The organism is Nocardia sp. CA-084685 (assembly GCF_050955785.1).
Classification (GTDB): Bacteria; Actinomycetota; Actinomycetes; order Mycobacteriales; family Mycobacteriaceae; genus Nocardia.
Genome location: NZ_CP192094.1, coordinates 9,090,864 through 9,109,517, shown reverse-complemented (window position 1 = coordinate 9,109,517; position 18,654 = coordinate 9,090,864). Strand labels below are relative to the sequence as shown.

Genomic DNA, 18,654 nt, shown 5'->3' with positions numbered 1-18,654 from the left:
GGTCGCGGGGATGGTGGATTTCACGCACTAATCGGCCGGTAGAGTCGCAGGTTGTGGCGTTCATCCGGCGGGTCCGCACAGCATCCGGGGCAACCGCGGTCCAGGTCGCCGAATACACCAGCGGCCGCCAACGCATCATCGCCCACGTCGGATCCGCCCACACCGAAGCCGAACTCGGCATCCTGCTCGCCCGAGCCCGTGACCTCGTCGAAGACCGTGACCAGGGCCAGCTCGATCTCGGCCTGGAACCCGTCCAGCAACGCACCGCCCTGCTCGGCGAACCAGCGGTCCCGCCGGAGACGTTGTTCGAGACCGCGCCGGCCACCCCATCACCGGCCGGTCCGGTCAGCTCCGGCCGGGTTACCGGCACCAGCTCGAGGCTGCTGTTCGATTCTCTGGCAACGGTTTACGACTCCCTCGGCTTCACCACCGCCCTCGGAGACGACGTGTTCCGCGACCTGGTCGTCGCGCGGCTGGTCGAACCGACCTCGTTGGCCGACATCGGCCGGGTCCTCGCCGAGATGGGCCGTGAGCCCGCCTCCTACTCCACCCTGCGCCGCACCCTCGGCCGCGCCGCCGGTGCCGAGGGCGGCGGCTACCGCGACCGGATCGCCGAAGCCTGCTTCGCCCACGCCATCACCAGCGGTGACGTGTCGCTCTGCCTATACGACGTCACGACCTTGTATTTCGAAGCGGAGAAAGAAGACGGCCTCCGCAAGGTCGGCTATAGCAAGGAACGCCGCGTCGACCCACAAATTGTGGTCGGGCTGTTGGTCGACCGGCACGGATTCCCTTTGGAGATAGGCTGTTTCGAGGGTAACAAGGCTGAGAAGCACACGATCGTTCCGATCATCCGGCAGTTCCAGGCCCGGCACCGGCTCGAGTCGTTCGTGATCGTCGCCGACGCCGGCATGCTGTCGGCGGAGAACCTGACCGCCCTCGACGACGCCGACCTGCGGTTCATCGTCGGTTTCCGTGTCACCAAGGCACCGATCGATCTGGAGTCCCATTTCCGTTGGCACGGTGAGACATTCGCTGACGGGCAGGTCATCGACACCGTCACCCCGAAGCGCGGAGCGAACGTCGACAACAACTCCGCGGTCCGCGCTGAACCGGTCTGGGACCCCGACACCCACCAGGGATCGTGGCGGGCGGTCTGGGCTTACTCGACGAAACGCTACGTCCGCGACAACCGCACCCTCAACGCCCAAGAAGCCAAGGCCCGCGCGGTCATCGCGGGCGAGAAAGCCGACAGGGCACCACGTTTCGTGAAGAACGGCAAGGCCGGCAAGACCCTGGACGAGGCCGCGCTCGCGCGGGCCCGCCGCCTCGCGGGCTTGAAGGGATATGTCACGAACCTGCCCGCCGACATGATGACCGCCAGTGAGGTGATCGGTTCCTACCACGACCTTTGGCATGTCGAGCAGTCGTTTCGCATGTCGAAGACCGACCTCGCCGCCAGGCCGATGTTCGCCCGCACCCGCGATGCGATCGAAGCGCATCTGACGCTCGTGTTCACCGCGCTGGCGGTCGCCCGCACCGCCCAAGACCGCACCAGCGAGAGCATCCGGGCGATCGTGCGCCGGTTGCGGGTGCTGCGGTCGGCGACGATCGCGATCAACGGCGCGCAGCAGACGTTCGCCCCGCACATCCCGGCCGATGAACAGGCACTTCTGGCGGCGTTGCGGGGCTGACGTCACGCACTAACCTAAATGAACAAACTCGGGCGGCTTCCAAGCCGAACGCATCATCGTCTCCGGTGACTCGGCGGGCGGCGGGCTCGCCTTCCGGCTGGTGCTGGCCATCCGGGAACGCGGGTTGCCGATGCCGGGCGGTCTCTCCGCGATCGCACCGTGGGCCGACTTCGATCCGACGACCCGCAATGCCCACCCCAACCGGCACCGCGATTCCTACATCCCCACTCGGATCTTGGAAACAATCGCGCGGTTCGGCCTCGCCCTCGGCGGCGAACTCGATCCGATGTGGTCGCCGGTCAACCACGACTTCACCGGTCTACCGCCGGCGCTGATCCAGGTCGGTTCGACCGAATGTCTGCTGCCCGACGCACAGCTGCTGGCCCAACGCTGCGCCGAAGCGAACGTCCCGGTACAGCTGCAGATCTGGGACCGTGCACCGCACGTCCATCACGTCGCCGCGGATCTGCTCTCCGACGCCCGCGCCGCGATCAACGACCTGGGGCAATTCCACCGCCAGACTGTGGCTTGAGGCGCAGACACGGCCCGGCGATCACGCCCATGTAGCTCGGTCCGGGAATTACGGTGCTGTCATGACCAACCCGGAAGAGGCGAGTCCTCGTCGATCGCGTGTGCGTGTCTGGCTCGCACCAGCGGTTGTGGTGTCGTTGCTCATGGCCCTGCTGGCCACGATGTATCTCGCGTATGTGGTCGATCCGTCGAAGCATCTGCACGGCTTTCCGATCGCGGTGGTCGATCAGGACAGCGGGGATGTGCTCGGTGGCAAGCCGACCAATGTGGGCAAGCAGATCAGCGATGCGCTGGTACAGCAGACCCCGAGCGACAAGATCGATCTGCGGGTACTCGGCATCAACGAGGCGCAGCAGCAGTTGAATTCGGGCAATGTGTACGGGGCGATCGTCATTCCGAGCGATTTCACCAAGCGGCTCGGCATTTTCGCCACCGCCAGCGTGGTGCCCGGCGATGTCACTCAGCCGATCATCACCGTCTATACCAATCCGCGGTCCGGGGCATTCTCGTCGCAGGTTGTGCAGATGATCGCCGGAAACGCACTAACGCAGGCGAATCAGACGGTCGGCAAGCAGCTCACCGAGACCGTGCAGACCCAGCTGCGATCTTCCGGATCGGCGCCGGAACTGGCAGGTCTGACTCGGCTGATGCTGGCCAAGCCGATCGATGTGGTCGTCACCCCGTTCCATCCACTGCCCTCGGGCACGGGCGGCGGTCTGACGGCCTTCTTCTACACGATGATGGTGCTGCTGGCCGGATTCACCGGCGCCATGGTGATCAATGGAATGGTCGATTCCTCGCTCGGCTTCGCACCGACCGAATTCGGTCCCTGGTATGTGCACTATCCGCCGACGCCGATTTCCCGATTGGGAACGCTGCTGCTGAAGTGGGGCGTGATCACCGGTACCGCGCCGGTCGTGGCCGGGATATTCATGGCGGTCGGACGTTGGCTCGGTATGCCGATCGAGCGGCCGCTGCTGTTGTTCCTCTACAGCACCTTCGCGATCATCGCGGTCGGCGTCACGGCGCTGTCGATCGTATCGGCGCTCGGCACTGCCGGCCTGCTGGTCAACCTGATCCTGTTCATCGTGCTCGGGCTGCCGTCCTCCGGCGGCACCATTCCGATCGAGGCGATTCCGAAAACCGTTGCCTGGCTCGCCGATTTCGAACCGATGCATCAGGTGTACCTCGGCATCAGGGCAATCCTGTACTTCAATGCCGAGGGCTCGGCCGGACTGAGCCGCGCGATCTGGATGACGCTGCTCGGCCTGGTCATCGGACTCGTGCTCGGCGGCGTCGTCACTCGTTACTACGATCGGAAAGAGCTGCACCGCGCACCGGCGAAGAGCTGATGGTCAGTACCAGTGGTGCTGCTGCCAGAACGCCCAGGCGCCGTCGGGACTGCCGTAGCGCGCGTTCATGTAGTCGTAGGTCCAGCGGATCTGGGTGAGTGGGTTGAAGCGCCAGTCCACGCCGTGGGTCTGCATTTTTTCGGCGGGCAGTGCCTGGCCGAGGCCGTAGGCGCCGCTTTGCGGATTGATGGCGAAGACGTCCCAACCGCTTTCGTGGGTAATGACGGCGTCGAAGGCTGGAAATTGGTGCAGTGGGACGACTGTCAGGGCGAGAGCTCTGGTGCCCAAGCGGATCAGTGAGGCGGCGAGTCCGGCAGAAGTCGTGAGACCGTCGTGTGGGCTGGCGGCGGACGTGACGGCGTCGTCGGTCTCTTCGGCGGCAAGGCTGTCGTCCAAGCCGTTGGTGGATGGGGTGACGCTCTCGTCCTGCGAGTCGACGGAAGTGATGACGGTCTCGTCCTGACTGTCTGCGGACGTGGTGGCATTGCGGTCAGGGGCGTTGGCTGGTGTGCCGGTGTTGTCGTTCGGCCCGTCGGCGGGTGCAGTGCCGCTCTCACCCTGACCGTCTGCAGATGTGGCGGCCGTGATGGCGCTGTAGTTCAGTCCGTCGGCGGACATAGGAACTTTCTCGCCCCGACCGTCGGCGGACGTCGCGGCACCGTTAGGAGCATTGGCGAATGTGGTGACGCTGTCGCCCAAACCCTCGGCAACCGCTGGACTGGCACAAATTATGAGGGCACCGGCCGCGACGGCGGCCGCGAGAACGCGCAGCATCGATTTCGCTCCTTAGATGTGTTTGCCTTCCGTATCGATGGGTGTCATGGGCTCGCGTGGATCAGCTCGTCCGAATGGTCAAACCTGGATCGTCTTGCGGCACAGTGCTGATCGGCTGGCCGAGTAAACAGCGGGACATGGCCGCAGCCGGGTCGTCATTCATTCGGACTCCGGCGAATATGTCCGGGTACGCGGCACGCGCCTGCTGTGCGAATTCGGCCAGCCGCCGGGCGTTTTCGGCACGCGCGAGATATTCGTGTGCATCGATCCCCAGGTCGCTCTCGACGGCCGCGGTCAATCCGGCCGGTAGCGAGGGCGGGATGCGCGATCGAACCCGCCATTGCCAATGCCGCACAGCAGCCGAGCGCTGATCGCCGTCTGCGAGTCCCCGACCTCACCGAGCCGCCTCCTGACTAAAGCGCCGAAGTATCCGATGACGCTATGTCACATGCGTCACAAAACGGACTATTTACATAGCGTGTCGGTGTCCACGCCGGTCAATGCCCGATGCCTACGCCGGGTCTGGACGGGGAAACTAGGGCGTTCTCGGACCGGTGATCGGCGCATTGCTCGGGTTGATCTTCGCCGTTGTTCAGTCATAAGAACCGAACGCGGGTCGGATGCCGAAAGGCCGCCGACCCACGTTCGGATTTGAACGCACTATGTCAAGCCGAGCCCGTGCGCCAGGACCGGCCACGATCGCTTCAATTCATCTTCCCAATAACCCCAGGAATGGGTTCCCTCATCGAAGTTGTAGGTAGCCGGAATGCCGAGTGATATAAGCTTCGCCTGCAGATTCTTCATGCAGTAATTGGCGGCTGCTTCGATCACGCCACCGAACAGGATCTGATTCGTCAGTCCGTCGAGGCCGGGTTCGGCATGTGCTCCGTCCAGCGTGTCATATTTTCCGGGCAGGCCATTGCCCGACGAAAGATAGAGATCGATGCCCCGCAATTTGTCCGCGTGCAGGTATGGATCATTTTCTGTCCATTCGGGCGAATCGACCGGACCCCACATGTTTTCGGCGTTTCCGCCACCCCAGGCGATCACGGCCTCGAGGAACTTCGAACCGATCGGATCGCTTGTCTGCGCGCAGCCGCTATATGCGGCAGCTGCTCGGTAGAGGTCGGGCCTGGCAATGGGCAATGCCAACACCGTGGCGGTGGAAGCGGAAATTCCCGCGATCGCATTGACTCCGTTGGTACCGAGTGCGGCATTGATCAGCGGTGGCAATTCATCGGTCAGATAGGTCTTCCATTTATTGCGGCCGAGTACCGGATCGTCCTCGCGCCAGTCGGTGTAGTAACTGAACCTGCCGCCGATCGGCTGCACCAGGTTGATATTCTTATCCGCCATGAACTGACGCGCGTCGCTCCGTGCCTGCCACGATGCATCGTCCTGGCCGCCGCCCGCACCATTCAAGAGATATAAAGTCGGCCGGGGAACCGAGACGTCCGCGGGACGTTCGACCTCCACCGGGAATTCGGCATCCATCGCCGCGGAATAAACCTGAAGTCGGATATTTCGGTCATCGATGTACTCGACGTCGGTTATGTGCGAGCCGTCCTCCGACACCGTATCCGTGGAAATCTTGGTGACCTCATCGGCAAATGCCGTCGGCGAGCCTAGTGCGGTACCGACGAGCGTCCCCACCAACACGATGCCGACTATCGATCTGGATACCCCTCTGATTTCGCCCCTGTTCATACCCAAGCTTTTAGCATCGAGGTTCCCTCCGACCCCGCACCGACACGTCGCCGACGAGGCCGAAACGAAGTACGGCTGCGGTGTACCAGCGTTAATATGGCAAACGCGCCACATCACCCGGATGACTGGTCGTGTGCGCGGCATTGGGATAGCACCACCTCTGGGTCGGTGCCGCAGCAAGAGTCGGCGACGCGGACCGCGTGACCTGCTCTTCCACGAGTGGTCGGGGACCCGGTGGCTGGAGAAATGCCATGACCCAAACAATGAATTCCGACTTCAGAGCACTGCGATCCGCGATGGGCGGGCCGGTATTCGCTCCTGCCGACGCGGGTTATGACCACGCCCGATCCATCTGGAACGGCGCCATCGATCGGCGTCCCGCGGTGATCGCACAGTGCCTGTCCCCCGAGGATGTGGCCGCGGCCCTGACTTTTGCCAGGGACCACGATCTCGAGGTATCCGTGCGCGGCGGTGCCCACGCCTACAGTGGCACGGCGGTCTGCGACGGCGGCATCATGATCAATCTCGGCGTAATGAACAGCGTCACGGTGGATCCGGCGACCAATAGTGCCCGGGTCGGTGGCGGCGCGACCATGGCGGATATGGATGCCGCGACCCAGGCGTTCGGTCTTGCCGTGCCCGGCGGGGTGATCAGCGATACCGGCGTCGGAGGCCTCACCCTCGGTGGCGGCATGGGGTGGCTGACCCGCGTGGCCGGACTCTCGATCGACAATCTCATCTCGGCGCGGGTGGTCCTTGCCGATAGCCGGATCGTGCGGGCATCCGACAGCGAGAATTCGGACCTGTTCTGGGCGCTGCGCGGTGGTGGTGGGAACTTCGGCGTCGTCACCGAATTCGAATACCGCACTCATCGAATCGGGCCCGAAGTGCACGTCGGGATCTTCTTCTGGCCGCTGACCGATGGGCCCGCGGCACTACGTCTGATTCGTGAGTTCATTCCCACGATGCCGCCCAGGTCGGGCGTCCTGGTCGGCGTCGGTTTGTCCGCGCCGCCGGAGCCTTTCGTGCCGGATCAGTACCACTTCGTGCCGGGCCATGCCCTTATTACCGCCGGTTACGGTACTGCCGAGGAACACGCCGAAATGGTGGCGCCGATCCGCGATGCGCTCACCCCGCTCTTCGAATTCATTACCCCGATGCCCTTCACCGGCTTGCAGTCGATGCTCGATGCGGCGCTGCCATGGGGCATCCACGGATATGAGAAGGCGCTCGATCTCGATGACTTCTCCGACGAAGTGATCGCGGTGCTGGCCGAGCGGGCCGGGCAGAAGACATCGCCGCTGTCGTTCATGCCGATCTTCGCACTCGACGGCGCCTTTACCGCCGTCGGCGAGGAGGACACCGCGTTCGGCGGTGCGCGCTCAGCACACTACGTCTGCAATATCGAAGCCGCCGCCCCCGACGACGAGATATTGGCCGTCGACCGGGCCTGGGTGCGCTCGACCTGGGAAGCGCTGTGCCCCTTCGCCGCCAACCAGGGTGGATACGTCAATTTCATGGCGGAGGCGGGCGAGGACCGGGTTCGCGCATCCTACGGACCTGCTAAATACGCGAAATTGGCCGATATCAAGACCGAATACGACCCGGGGAACGTCTTCCATCGCAACGCCAATATCACGCCGGGCTGACCCGAAAGGGGAAGTTTGGCCCGGGATGCTCGGGCAATTACCGGTGATGTCACCGCTGCCGACCGGTGACCTTCATGGGCGACGGGAAGGGAGCCGGACGATGGGTTTTGCCGAGCAACAGCAGGACGTCCCAGGTGCGCAGACGCTGATGAAACCGGTGCCGGACTGCGGTGAACGCAGTTATCGCGGCAGTGGCAAGCTGACCGGGAAGGCAGCGGTCATCACCGGCGCGGACAGCGGAATCGGCCGAGCGGTGGCCATCGCATTCGCTCGCGAAGGCGCCGACGTGGTGATTTCCTACCTCAACGAGCACGATGACGCGCGCGAGGTCGCCGAATTCGTCCGCGAGGCCGGGCGCCGCGTCGTCACGATCGCGGGCGATGTATCCGAGCCCGAACACTGCCGAGCGGTGATCAATGCCGCGGTCGCCGAATTCGGGAAGGTGGACGTCCTGGTGAGCAACGCCGCCTACCAGATGACCCATGAGACCGTGGAGGAAGTCAGCGACGAGGAATTCGACTACACCTTTCGGGTGAACGTGAACGCCTACTTCGCTCTGGTGAAGGCTGCCCTGCCGCATATGGCGCCGGGATCGTCGATCATCGGCAGTTCCTCGGTGAATTCCGATATGCCTTCGCCGACGCTGGCACCTTATGCCGCGACCAAGGCCGCCATCGCGAATCTGTCGGCCAGTCTGGCGCAACTATTGGGCCCCAAGGGGATTCGGGTCAACAGTGTGGCGCCCGGCCCGATCTGGACCCCATTGATCCCCTCGACGATGCCGCCGGAGAAGGTGGCGAACTTCGGTGACGACACCCCGCTGGGCCGCGCCGGACAACCAGCCGAGCTCGCCCCGACGTATGTGCTGCTGGCCAGCGACGACGGAAGCTACATTTCCGGAGCGCGTGTCGCGGTCACCGGTGGTCGGCCGATTCTGTGAGTTCGATGCGGGCGGCGGCGGTTTTGAACAGCGGTTGTTTGGAGGCGGGATCCCATTCGGTGCGGGTCAATTCGTTTGCGGCGCGGGCGTGTTCGTCGTCGGAGGTATCCCAGTATCCGTAGTGGAACGGAACGAATATGACCCCAGGCCGGATTCCGGTTCGGCGGGCGCGGGCCACGATGCTTCCGCGTGGCGTGGTAATGCGCACCAGGTCCGAGTCATCGATGTCGGCGTCCTTGGCATCGGCGGCGGAGATTTCGACCCAGACCTCGGGTGCGGCTTGCTGCAACTGCGGTGTGCGGCCGGTCTTGGTTCGGGTGTGGAAGTGATAGATGGTGCGACCGGTGATCAGGGCGAGCGGATATTCGGGTGCAGGCTCTTCCGGGGGCGGCAGATACGGGGCCGGTTTGATCATGGCCTTGCCGTCGGGGTTGAAGTCCCGGTACCGGTCTTCGTCCCACGGATCACCGGTGACCAGGTCTTTGCCGTAGTTCTCGCAATAATCCGGTGCCGCGTAGAAGCGCCCATCCTGGTAAAGGCGTTCGGTGCCGTCGGGTCGATCGGGTGGGCACGGCCATTGGATGCCGCCGTCGCGTAGCCGTTGGTAGGTGATGCCGCGGTAGTCGCAAGGGCGGTCCGCGCTGCACTGCTGCCAGGCGCGGAATGCCGATTCCGGATCGTGCCATGGCGGCAGGGGTGCGTTGTCGCGGTCGTGCAGGTCCATGCGGCGCGCGAAATCGAGGAAGATCTCCAGATCGGATTTGGCCGTTCCGGGCGGCTGGACCGCTTGCTCGCTGATGTGGACGGTGCGGTCGGCATTGGTGAACGTCCCGGTCTTCTCACCCCATGCCGCCGCGGGCAGCACCACGTCGGCGAGTTCGGTTGTCTCGGTCGCGAAGATATCCTGGACGACGAGAAAAAGACTGTCCTGTGCGAGGATTCGTCGGATGCGGGCCAGTTCCGGCAGGGACACTGCGGGATTCGTCGCCGAGACCCACAACATCCGCAGGTCGCCGGATTCGGCGAGTTGGATCATCTGCATCGCATCGGTCGGCGGACTGTCGTGGGACAGCCGGTCGGTATCGACATTCCACAGCCGGGCGAGTTCGGCGACGTGGGTTTCATTGGACCAGTTGCGGAATCCGGCGATATCGCCGTCCGCGCCGCATTCGCGGGTGTTCTGGGCTGTCGGCTGCCCGTTCATCTGCAGCACACCGCAGCCCGGTCGGCCCAGCATGCCGCGCAGCAGATGAACGTTGTTGACCTGCACCGCGGCCGCGGTGGCCTGGTGGGCTTGGTAGAAGCCCTGCAGCACGGTCGAGACCAGGTGTTCGGCTGTGCCGAGCAGGTGTGCCGCGTGCCGCAGATCGTCGGCGTGGATGCCGCACACCTCGGCGGCGCGCTGCGGGGTCCAGTCGGATACGGCCGCGGCGAGATCTTCGAAACCGACCGTATGTGCCGCGATGTAGTCGCGGTCGATCCAATCGTTGGCGATGAGTTCGTGTAGCAGCGCATTCATCACCGCGACGTTGGTGCCGGGCAGCGGTGCGAGATGGACGGTGGCATGCTGGGCGACAGGAGTCGGTCGGGGATCGACGCAGATCAGCGCGGGTGGTTGCGGACCGGCGAGGCGGTCCAGCATTCTCGACCACAGCACGCCCTGCGTTTCGGCGACATTGTGGCCGTAGAGGGCGATTACATCGGCGTGGTCGATATCGGTGTAGGAACCGGGCTGACCATCACAGCCGAAGGATTGCTTGAGGCTCTCGGCGGCCGTCGCGGTGCACAGCCGGGTATTGCCGTCGAGGTGATTGGTGCCGATGCCGCCGCGGGCGACCACCGCGAGCGTGTAGTACTCCTCCAGGAACAATTGGCCACTGGTATAGAAGCCGATCGATTCCGGGCCGTGCGCGTCGAGCAATTCCCTTGTGCGCGAGACGATCCGGTTCATCGCGGTGTCCCAATCACATGGCCGCAATCGGTCCCCGTCCCGAATCAGCGGGGTAGTGAGCCGATCCGGGGCAGCGGTAGCCTGCCAGCCGTACAGATCTTTCGGATCGAGCCGACCGTGGTTGACACGATCCCCGATGCGGCCGCGCACACCGACGATCCGGTCATCGCGCACCGCGATATCGAAAGCGTCGCCGTTGGAATGTAAGACCGAGGCCGAAGGCACCCACCGGTCCACATCTGCGGCCTCGACTCCCTCGGCCAGTTGCATGTCCAGCCGCGGCGGCCACACACCGCCGCGCCGATACGGCGTGCGCGCTCCCCACGGATCCGTGATCCGATCCGGCTCTGATTCGGTCGTCATGTGGCGCGAATACCCCGGGGCCGCGCACTAAACCGGGGCCTACCAGCTGCTCGGTAGTCGGTACCCATCGTGGCGCGGACTTCGTCGAGGGTTGGCGATTTCGTTCGCGCGTTCGTTTCCGGCGCGGATGACGGTGCGGACGGATTCCGGGTCGCGGGCGAGGTTTGCACGGCGTCGGCGGCGAGCGCGTCACCGCGGTCGCGGGTGGCGGAATTTCTGCTGAGGCTGGGCGCCGTTGACCAGCCCAGCAGAGGGTCAGCCCGCGGCGGCCGTGCGCGGGTTGGCGCGCTGGACCACGTCGGCGAGCAGGGTATTGAAGCGGTCGGCGGCCTCGATATTGCCGAGGTGGCCGGTGGGCCAGACCTGGTAGTCGGCGAGATGACCCGCTTCGGACAGGGCCGCGACGATCGGGCGGGACATGCGCTCGGGCAGCAGGTGATCCTGCGCGCCCGCGATGACCGTGGTCGGCACCGTCAGGTGCTTCGCGGCATCGCCGAGGTCCAGGCCCGCGAGGGCGGCGGCGTGCAAGCCGCGGGTGAGCGGACGACAGGAGCGGATGATGCCGAGCGCGAAGTCCACCTCGTCCCGGGTGGCAGGCTTGGACATCACCCTGGCCTTGAAGACCGCGCTGACCGGCCAGCCGCCCGGCAGCGGAATCGGCGCGCTGAGTGCGGTTTCCGCGATGACGAGCGGCAAACGGACGCTGGCCCCGAGTACGGTCAGCGGTCGATTGGCCACCATGAGCGGCTTGTTGAACAGTGGCAGCAGATCGGTTTCGTACCGGATATCGCTGGCCGCGGTGTTGGCCATGACCACGGCGCAGGCACGCCGTGCGACCTGCTCCGGATAGCGAGACGCCCACGCCTGCAAGGTGATTCCGCCCATACTGTGCCCGACGAGGACGGCGCGCTTGCCGGGCGGGAGCGCGGCCTCCAGCACGGTTTCGAGGTCGTCGGCCAGCGTCTGCGCGCCCGGGCCGGTGCTGCCCAGGGTGCTCTCGCCGTGGCCGCGCTGATCGTAGGCGAGCACACGGTAGCGGTCGGTGAAGGCGTTGATCTGCGGATTCCAGTACTCGATGCAGCAGCTCCAGCCGTGGATCAAGACGATGACATCGCCGTCGGCGGGACCGTAGACATGGACCCTGAGCTTGGCCCCGTCCCCGGCGGTGACCGGGATGATTTCGGGTGTGACGGCGGGCTTGTTGAGCGACGCGGTCCGGTATGTCCGGGACCGGAGTCCGGCACGGTAGGCGGCGGTCAACGGTTCGTCTCCGCGCACTTCAGCCAGCGTCCTCATCGACTTGACCAGCATTTGAGCACTCCTTTGTGTCTGCCGCCACAGTACAGTGCAAGCTGAGTGCTTGCTACTGCTAGCGCTCCCAGTGGCGGTAATCCTGGCTCTATCGGGTGGATACCCGAAATTAGGTCGGCCAATAGTCCGTCGTGAGGAAACATGAGCACGAGCCGCTTCTACTTGGATATCGCCCGTGCCAGAGTCGCCCGTTACCCGGCGCACACCGAATAGCGGTGCCGAGCTGTGGCGGGGGTGTGGCGGGTGCGGCTACCGTTGATGCTTGTGGAGATGAGGCAAGCGGTATCGGTCGCACCCTTAGGACCGGAACAGCCGAGGGGTACCGGTCTGCGCGCCATGGGGTGGCCGCTGGTGGCGGCGGGCGTCGGTATCGGAGTGGCGACCCTGCTGCATTTCCGAGATCCGCACGCCGAGGGCTCGTACGGAATCTGCCCGGTCTACGCGCTGACCGGGTTGTATTGCCCCGGCTGCGGCGGCATGCGCGGCATGCACGATCTGACCGACGGCCGAATTCTCGATGCGATACACAGCAATCTGCTCGTGCTACCGCTGGTGCTGGCCTTCGTGCTGTGGATCGGTGACTGGTCGATCCGGGCCTGGCGCGGTCAGCGGATGCGACTACCCCGGATCAGTCGCACCACGATGTGGGTGTTCTTCGCGCTGCTCATCGGCTATTCGGTGCTGCGAAATACGCCGTGGGGCACCTGGCTCACGCCGGTCTAGCAGTTTTTCAGGCAGGCTTCATATATGCGTGATTCGTTGAAGGAACGCGTGCGGGCGAAACTAGTGCGCCAGCTCGAAGAGGACGGCATCCGGGACCAAGAGCAGGACGATCCGCGCGAGATCTCGGTGGGGGCCGATCTGGACGCACTGGACAGCGTCGCCGAAGACCACCCGCTGGTCGAAGAGCTCGCGGCGCGCTACTTGGTTTTCTAACGCGACGTCGAATTCGCCTGCCCACCGTACGGCGGCAATTGCGGCAGCGGTTCGGAAAGCAACCACGCGTCCCACAGCGAGCGCAGCGGCACCAGACTGTAATGTCCGGCCAGGTCGGTGAACTCCTCGGTGCTCACGGATGCGTGACGATAGCGAATCGTCCACTCGCGCAATAGATCCCAGAAGGACAGCTCGCCGAGCTCCAATCGCAACGCATGCAGGGTGAGTGCGCCGCGCTTGTAGACGCGATCGTCGAACATGCGCCGCGGTCCCGGATCACCGACGACGATGTCCTGCGGTTGCCGGGACAGATTGTGTCGGGCGGCGCGCGCCAGCTGATCGGCGGTCGGCCCACCCGCGGCCTCCGACCAGATCCACTCGGCATAGCAGGCGAAGCCTTCGTGCAGCCAGATATCGCGCCACTGCCGGATGGTGAGGCTATTGCCGAACCACTGGTGCGCGAGTTCATGGGCGACAAGGCGTTCGGCGCCGCGGCGGCCGTCGCAGTGGTTGGCGCCGAAGATGGAAATGCCCTGGGCCTCGATCGGGATCTCGAGGTCGTCATCGGTGATCACGACGGTGTAGCCCTCGAACGGATACGGGCCGAATTTCTCGGTGAACAGTTCCATCATCTTCGGCTGGCGCGCGAAGTCGTATTCGAAATTCGCGCGCAGTCGCGGCGGCACCACGGCCTGCATCGGCACCGAGCTGCGCTGGCTGGCGATGCGGTGTTTGCGGTACGGGCCGATCTGGATGGTGGCCAGATAGCTCGACATCGGTTCGGACTGTTCGTAGACCCAGGTGGTCTGGCTGGCCTTGGTCTGCTTGCGCAGCAGGGTGCCATTGGCCAGCGCGTAGTACGGGGTGTCGGTGGTGATCGAAATCCGGTAGCTGGCTTTGGAACTCGGGTGATCGTCACAGGGGAACCAGGACGCGGCGCCGTTGGGCTGACTGGCGACCAGCGCGCCCTCGGTCAGTTCCTCCCAGCCGACCTCCCCCCACGGCCCGCGCACCGGCTTCGGAATCCCGGCGTATTGGATGACCAGGCCGAGCACCCCGCCCGCCGGAATCCGCTGCTGCGGGGTGATCACGAGTTTGCCGTGCTGATGGGTGTATTTCGCGGCCTTGCTCCCATTGACGAAGACCTTGGCGACGGTGAGCGACTGGGACAGGTCGAATGCGAAATGCTCCCGGACGGTGGTGGTCACCGCGGTTATCTCGGCTCGGCCCGCCAGCCGGTTGCTGGCGACCTTGTAGGTCAGCTCCAGTTCGTACCGCGAGACCCGATAGCCGCGATTTCCGTTCTGCGGTAGGTATTCGTCGATGGGCTCTTCGTAGAACTTGCCCCGCATCAGTTGGCCGCTCCGGCCTCGCTCGGACTCGGTGCCGCACCGGACCACGGCGCGATCGGATTGCCCCACCAGCGGGTGGACGGGGGCACGGTGTCACCGCGCATGACCAGCGAGGCAGGGCCGATGGTCGCGCCAGCGCCGATGCTCGCGGCGGGCAGGGCGACGCAATGCGGCCCGAGGGTGGCGCCCGCGTCGAGGGTCACGGTGTCCATGGCCATGATTCGATCGTGGAATAGGTGGGTTTGCACTACACAGCCGCGTTCCACGGTCGCGCCGTCGCCGAGTGTCACCAGGTCCGCCTCCGGTAGCCAATAGGATTCGCACCATACCCCGCGGCCGATCTTCGCGCCGAGTCCACGAAGCCACAGATTCAGTACGGGGGTACCGGTCGCGGCGCGGGCGAACCATGGCGCGGCAACGGTTTCGACAAAGGTGTCGGCAACCTCGTTGCGCCATACGAACGAACTCCACAGCGGATGCTCCTCGGCGCGAATTCGCCCGACCAGCAACCACTTCGCGGTGACCGCACTCGCGCCAGCGATCGCACCTGCGGCCATCAGCACCACACCGCAGAGCAGCCCGGCGACCAGGTATCCGGCCGATTCCGCGATCCAAGCCAGGGTGAACAGCACGCCGAGCCCGATGGCGAAGGTCACCAGCACCGGGAGAAGTCGGCAGGTTTCCACGATGCCGCGGAATACCTTCAGCCGCAGCGGCGGATCGAAGGTGCGTTCAGTATCCGCGGTGCCGGAGGCGCGGCGCAGTCGCACCGGTGGGCTGCCGAGCCACGACGAACCGGCCTTGGCCTTGGACGGTGCGGCCGAGAGCACCGCGACCAGCCCGTTTTTCGGCACCCGACGACCGGGTGCGGTCATACCGGAATTGCCGAGGAAGGCGCGCTTGCCGACCTTCGCATCGGCGATGTGCAGCCAGCCGCCGCCGAGTTCGTAGCTGGCGATCATGGTGTCGTCGGCGAGGAACGCGCCGTCGGCGACCGTGGTGAATTTCGGCAGCAGCAGCACCGTGGACGCCTCGACGCTCTTACCGACCTTCGCGCCGAGCAGGCGCAGCCACATCGGGGTCAGCAGGCTGGCGTAGAGCGGGAACAGGAAGGTGCGCGCCGAATCCAGCAGCCGCTCGGTGGCCCAGGCCTGCCAGCCGACCCGGCTGCGGACCGGATGGTGGCCTTCGGTGAGTCCGATGCTGAGCAGCCGGACCGCGATGACCGTGGCCACCGCGTACACGGCAAGGCTGAGCAGCGTTGCGACGGGCAGGATGGCGAAACCCTCGCCGAGCGCACCCGCGAGTGTGCGGGCATCGCGGATGAACCAGGCGATGAAAGCGCCGCCCGCGGCCAGACCGAGAATGGGCATGGCGGCCAATGCCATCGAGGTCACGCCGAAAATCGCGACCCAGTGCGCGGCGCGCGGGGGCGTGTGATCCGGCCAACGATGCTGGGCCTTACCGACTTTCGCGGCGGGCGAACCGGCCCACTCCTGTTCGGCCTTCACCTTGCCCGATACCGACGAACCGGCCGCGATCTCGGCACTCCTACCGATTTTGCTGCCAGGCAACAGGATCGAGCGCGCACCCACCACCGCGCCAGCACCGATGGCGATCGGGCCGATATGCACCACATCGCCATCGATCCAGTAGCCGGACAGGTCGACCTCGGGTTCAACACTGCAGCCGTCGCCGAGTTCGAGCATGCCGGTGACCGGCGGCAGGGTGTGCAGATCGACGCCCTTGCCGATCTTCGCGCCGAGTGCCCGTGCGAACGGCACCATCCACGGTGCACCGGAGAGACTCTCCGCGCCGCTGGCCTCCGAGAGCCGGACCGCCGCCCACAGTCGCAGGTGCTCCGGTCCGCCGCGTGGGTAACTGCCGGGACGCACGCCGCGCAGCAGAATCCGAGCGCCCGATGCGCAGATCACCATACGACCGGGCGGTGAGATGAAGATCAGGAAGGCGGCCAGCGTCCACCACCAGGACAGTTGCGGCAGCCAGGGCAGCGATCCGGACCAGCCCGCGATATTGCCGACAACGGCCAACCAGGTGAGCCACTGCAGTCCGGTGAGCGTGGTGAGCGGGATGGTGGCCAGCACCTGCGCCCACTGGGCGCCAAGCGGTGTCGGGCGCACGATGCGTTTCTCGACGGCTGCGCTCGGCGCGGTCTCGTCGAGCAATTCGGCCAGCGCGCCGAGGCGCGGATGATCGTAGAGATCGGCGACGGTGATGCGCGGATAACGTTCGCGCAGTGCGGTTACCAGTTGCGCCGCCGAGAGCGAGGCACCGCCGAGATCGAAGAAGTCGGTATCCGGGCCGGTTGCCTCGGCACCCAGAATCGAATCCCACAGTCCGGCAATCCATTGCTCGGTTTCGGTGAGTTCGCCGCTCGCGGTGTCGGTTTCGGGGGTGTTCGGCAGCGGCCACGGTAGGGCGTCGCGGTCGACTTTGCCCGAGGTGCGGGTCGGCAGATCGGGGACGATGGCGAGCCGGGGGACCAGCGGCGCTGGAAGCTGTTCGGCGAGTTGGGCTCTGGCGGCCTTCGGGTCGAAGTCGGGTGCGGTGCCGGTCAGGTAGCCGACGAGGATCTTATTGCCCGCCTTGGTGGTTCGGATGGCGGCTGCGGCGCCGGTGACGCCGGGTAGGTGCTGCAGGGCATTGTCGAGTTCGCCGAGTTCGATGCGTCGGCCGCCGATTTTGATCTGATCGTCGGCGCGGCCTAGGAAGATCAGACCAGCGCCGTCCTTGCGCACCAGATCACCGCTGCGGTAGGCGCGCTCCCAGCCGAGTGACGGGAGGGCAGCGTATTTTTCGGCGTCTTTGGCCGGATCCAGGTAGCGGGCCAGGCCGACGCCGCCGATGACGAGTTCACCGGATTCGCCCTCGTCCACCGGATTTCCAGTGGCATCGATGACCGCCAGATCCCAGCCGTCCAGCGGCAGCCCGATCCGGACCGGGAAGCTGCCGTCGAGCAGCGCCGCACAGGCGACCACCGTCGCCTCGGTGGGGCCGTAGGTATTCCAGACCTCGCGTTCGGTATCTGATTCGCGGCGTTCGCGGGGCCCTACGTGGTCACGCTCCGCTACCTCCTCCGGGCCCGTCGCTCGCGCCGCGGGGCTTCCGGCAAGCCGTTCGGCGAGCTCGGGCGGTACCGCCTCGCCGCCGAAGATCAGCAGCCGGACCGGCTCCAGCGCCTCGGCGGGCCAGGTCGCGGCCAGTGTGGGAACCGTCGAGACGATGCTGATTTCGTGACGGACCAGCCAGGGGCCGAGATCCGCGCCGGTGCGGACCAGGGCACGCGGTGCGGGCACCAGACAGGCACCGTTGCGCCAAGCCAGCCACATTTCCTCGCAGGAGGCGTCGAAGGCGACCGAGAGTCCGGCCAGGACCCGGTCACCCGGCCCGATCGGGGCATCCGGCAGGAACAGGCGCGCTTCCGCGTCGACGAAGGCGGCCGCATTGCGGTGGGTGACGGCGACGCCCTTCGGGGTGCCGGTGGATCCGGAGGTGAAGATGATCCACGCGTCGTCGGCCGGGGTGGGCCGAACGGTCGAGGCCTCGGCGGACTCGGTCCGTTCGACGGCCGTCGGTTCGATGCCTGCCGCGGTCACGATCGCGGTGACGCGAGCCTCATCGAAGACGAGTCGAGCGCGCTCCTCCGGATCGTCGGCGTCTACCGGGACGTAGGCCGCACCGGCGAAAAGAATGGCCAGAATAGTGACGTAAAGCTCATGTGTGCCGGACGGCATGCGCACGCCGACCCGGTCGCCGGGGCGCACACCCGCCGCGGTCAAGCGCACGACTCCGGCGTCGATTTCGGTCAGCAATTCGGTGTAGCCGAGCACCACGCGACCGTCGTCGATCGCGGGTGCCTCCGGATGGGCCGCCGCGGTGCTGTTCAGGATGTCGACAAGGGTCCTGACCTGCGGTGCGAGGGCGCCGCGCAGCAAGGGATCGGGTGTGCGGAGCCCGTTCACCGGGTCCGCGGTGTCGACCTGCGGCCGCAGCATCACGTCCTGCCCACCTCTCATCGACCTGCCAAGCGCTTCCTCGTTGTTGTTTCACAGCAGGGTTACCAGTGGGCAAAC

At 65.6% G+C, this 18,654-nt stretch carries 12 protein-coding genes and 1 pseudogene; 7 read left to right on the top strand and 6 right to left on the bottom strand.

Annotated features, from left to right (window positions below):
- The first annotated feature begins 53 nt into the window (after positions 1-53).
- From ACQP2U_RS40195 to ACQP2U_RS40185, 3 genes and pseudogenes are all read left to right on the top strand, one after another.
- The gene (locus ACQP2U_RS40195) at positions 54-1,694 is read left to right on the top strand and encodes an IS1634 family transposase (RefSeq protein ID WP_433712386.1); all 1,641 of its coding nucleotides are present in this window, start codon (positions 54-56) and stop codon (positions 1,692-1,694) included.
- Positions 1,695-1,740: 46 nt separating this feature from the next.
- Positions 1,741-2,226 (top strand): annotated as a pseudogene (locus ACQP2U_RS40190) (alpha/beta hydrolase); the annotation flags it as partial.
- Between the two features lie 61 nt (positions 2,227-2,287).
- Positions 2,288-3,577 carry a YhgE/Pip domain-containing protein gene (locus ACQP2U_RS40185; RefSeq protein ID WP_433712385.1) on the top strand — a complete coding sequence of 430 codons (1,290 nt, stop codon included), beginning with the start codon at positions 2,288-2,290 and terminating at the stop codon, positions 3,575-3,577.
- A gap of 3 nt (positions 3,578-3,580) precedes the next feature.
- On the opposite strand, the gene ACQP2U_RS40180 is transcribed toward ACQP2U_RS40185, so the two are convergent.
- Both ACQP2U_RS40180 and ACQP2U_RS40175 read right to left on the bottom strand, forming a co-directional pair.
- Complete coding sequence (locus ACQP2U_RS40180; RefSeq protein WP_433712384.1) at positions 3,581-4,351, bottom strand: transglycosylase SLT domain-containing protein; 771 nt, start codon at positions 4,349-4,351, stop codon at positions 3,581-3,583.
- A 660-nt stretch (positions 4,352-5,011) separates the two neighbouring features.
- A complete protein-coding gene (locus ACQP2U_RS40175; RefSeq protein WP_433716749.1) occupies positions 5,012-6,058 on the bottom strand; it encodes an alpha/beta hydrolase in 1,047 nt (348 codons plus the stop codon).
- Positions 6,059-6,309: 251 nt separating this feature from the next.
- On the opposite strand from ACQP2U_RS40175, the gene ACQP2U_RS40170 reads away from it, so the two are divergent.
- Together ACQP2U_RS40170 and ACQP2U_RS40165 are read left to right on the top strand one after the other, a co-directional pair.
- Positions 6,310-7,707 carry an FAD-binding oxidoreductase gene (locus ACQP2U_RS40170; protein WP_433712383.1) on the top strand — a complete coding sequence of 466 codons (1,398 nt, stop codon included), beginning with the start codon at positions 6,310-6,312 and terminating at the stop codon, positions 7,705-7,707.
- A gap of 100 nt (positions 7,708-7,807) precedes the next feature.
- Positions 7,808-8,647, top strand: coding sequence for a glucose 1-dehydrogenase (locus ACQP2U_RS40165; protein ID WP_433712382.1), 840 nt, complete (start codon positions 7,808-7,810; stop codon positions 8,645-8,647).
- Here ACQP2U_RS40165 and ACQP2U_RS40160 read toward each other — a convergent pair.
- A complete protein-coding gene (locus tag ACQP2U_RS40160; RefSeq protein ID WP_433712381.1) occupies positions 8,622-10,961 on the bottom strand; it encodes a molybdopterin oxidoreductase family protein in 2,340 nt (779 codons plus the stop codon). The two genes, ACQP2U_RS40165 and ACQP2U_RS40160, sit on opposite strands and share 26 nt — an antisense overlap.
- A gap of 255 nt (positions 10,962-11,216) precedes the next feature.
- A complete protein-coding gene (locus ACQP2U_RS40155; RefSeq protein WP_433712380.1) occupies positions 11,217-12,272 on the bottom strand; it encodes an alpha/beta fold hydrolase in 1,056 nt (351 codons plus the stop codon).
- Positions 12,273-12,542: 270 nt separating this feature from the next.
- On the opposite strand from ACQP2U_RS40155, the gene ACQP2U_RS40150 reads away from it, so the two are divergent.
- The gene (locus tag ACQP2U_RS40150) at positions 12,543-12,995 is read left to right on the top strand and encodes a DUF2752 domain-containing protein (RefSeq protein WP_433712379.1); all 453 of its coding nucleotides are present in this window, start codon (positions 12,543-12,545) and stop codon (positions 12,993-12,995) included.
- A 24-nt stretch (positions 12,996-13,019) separates the two neighbouring features.
- Positions 13,020-13,208: a hypothetical protein gene (locus ACQP2U_RS40145; RefSeq protein ID WP_433712378.1), complete on the top strand. Its 189-nt coding sequence runs from the start codon at positions 13,020-13,022 to the stop codon at positions 13,206-13,208.
- Here ACQP2U_RS40145 and ACQP2U_RS40140 read toward each other — a convergent pair.
- Both ACQP2U_RS40140 and ACQP2U_RS40135 read right to left on the bottom strand, forming a co-directional pair.
- Complete coding sequence (locus tag ACQP2U_RS40140) at positions 13,205-14,560, bottom strand: M1 family metallopeptidase (RefSeq protein WP_433712377.1); 1,356 nt, start codon at positions 14,558-14,560, stop codon at positions 13,205-13,207. The genes ACQP2U_RS40145 and ACQP2U_RS40140 overlap by 4 nt on opposite strands.
- A complete protein-coding gene (locus ACQP2U_RS40135; RefSeq protein WP_433716748.1) occupies positions 14,560-18,576 on the bottom strand; it encodes a Pls/PosA family non-ribosomal peptide synthetase in 4,017 nt (1,338 codons plus the stop codon). Before ACQP2U_RS40135 ends, ACQP2U_RS40140 begins: the two co-directional genes overlap by 1 nt.
- Positions 18,577-18,654: the final 78 nt, after the last annotated feature.

Coding starts and splice junctions, on each gene's coding strand:
- ACQP2U_RS40185 (WP_433712385.1), top strand. CDS start 2,288: ATGACCAACCCGGAAGAGGCGAGTCCTCGTCGATCGCGTGTGCGTGTC.
- ACQP2U_RS40180 (WP_433712384.1), bottom strand. CDS start 4,351: ATGCTGCGCGTTCTCGCGGCCGCCGTCGCGGCCGGTGCCCTCATAATT.
- ACQP2U_RS40175 (WP_433716749.1), bottom strand. CDS start 6,058: ATGAACAGGGGCGAAATCAGAGGGGTATCCAGATCGATAGTCGGCATC.
- ACQP2U_RS40170 (WP_433712383.1), top strand. CDS start 6,310: ATGACCCAAACAATGAATTCCGACTTCAGAGCACTGCGATCCGCGATG.
- ACQP2U_RS40165 (WP_433712382.1), top strand. CDS start 7,808: ATGGGTTTTGCCGAGCAACAGCAGGACGTCCCAGGTGCGCAGACGCTG.
- ACQP2U_RS40160 (WP_433712381.1), bottom strand. CDS start 10,961: ATGACGACCGAATCAGAGCCGGATCGGATCACGGATCCGTGGGGAGCG.
- ACQP2U_RS40155 (WP_433712380.1), bottom strand. CDS start 12,272: ATGCTGGTCAAGTCGATGAGGACGCTGGCTGAAGTGCGCGGAGACGAA.
- ACQP2U_RS40150 (WP_433712379.1), top strand. CDS start 12,543: ATGAGGCAAGCGGTATCGGTCGCACCCTTAGGACCGGAACAGCCGAGG.
- ACQP2U_RS40145 (WP_433712378.1), top strand. CDS start 13,020: ATGCGTGATTCGTTGAAGGAACGCGTGCGGGCGAAACTAGTGCGCCAG.
- ACQP2U_RS40140 (WP_433712377.1), bottom strand. CDS start 14,560: ATGCGGGGCAAGTTCTACGAAGAGCCCATCGACGAATACCTACCGCAG.
- ACQP2U_RS40135 (WP_433716748.1), bottom strand. CDS start 18,576: ATGCTGCGGCCGCAGGTCGACACCGCGGACCCGGTGAACGGGCTCCGC.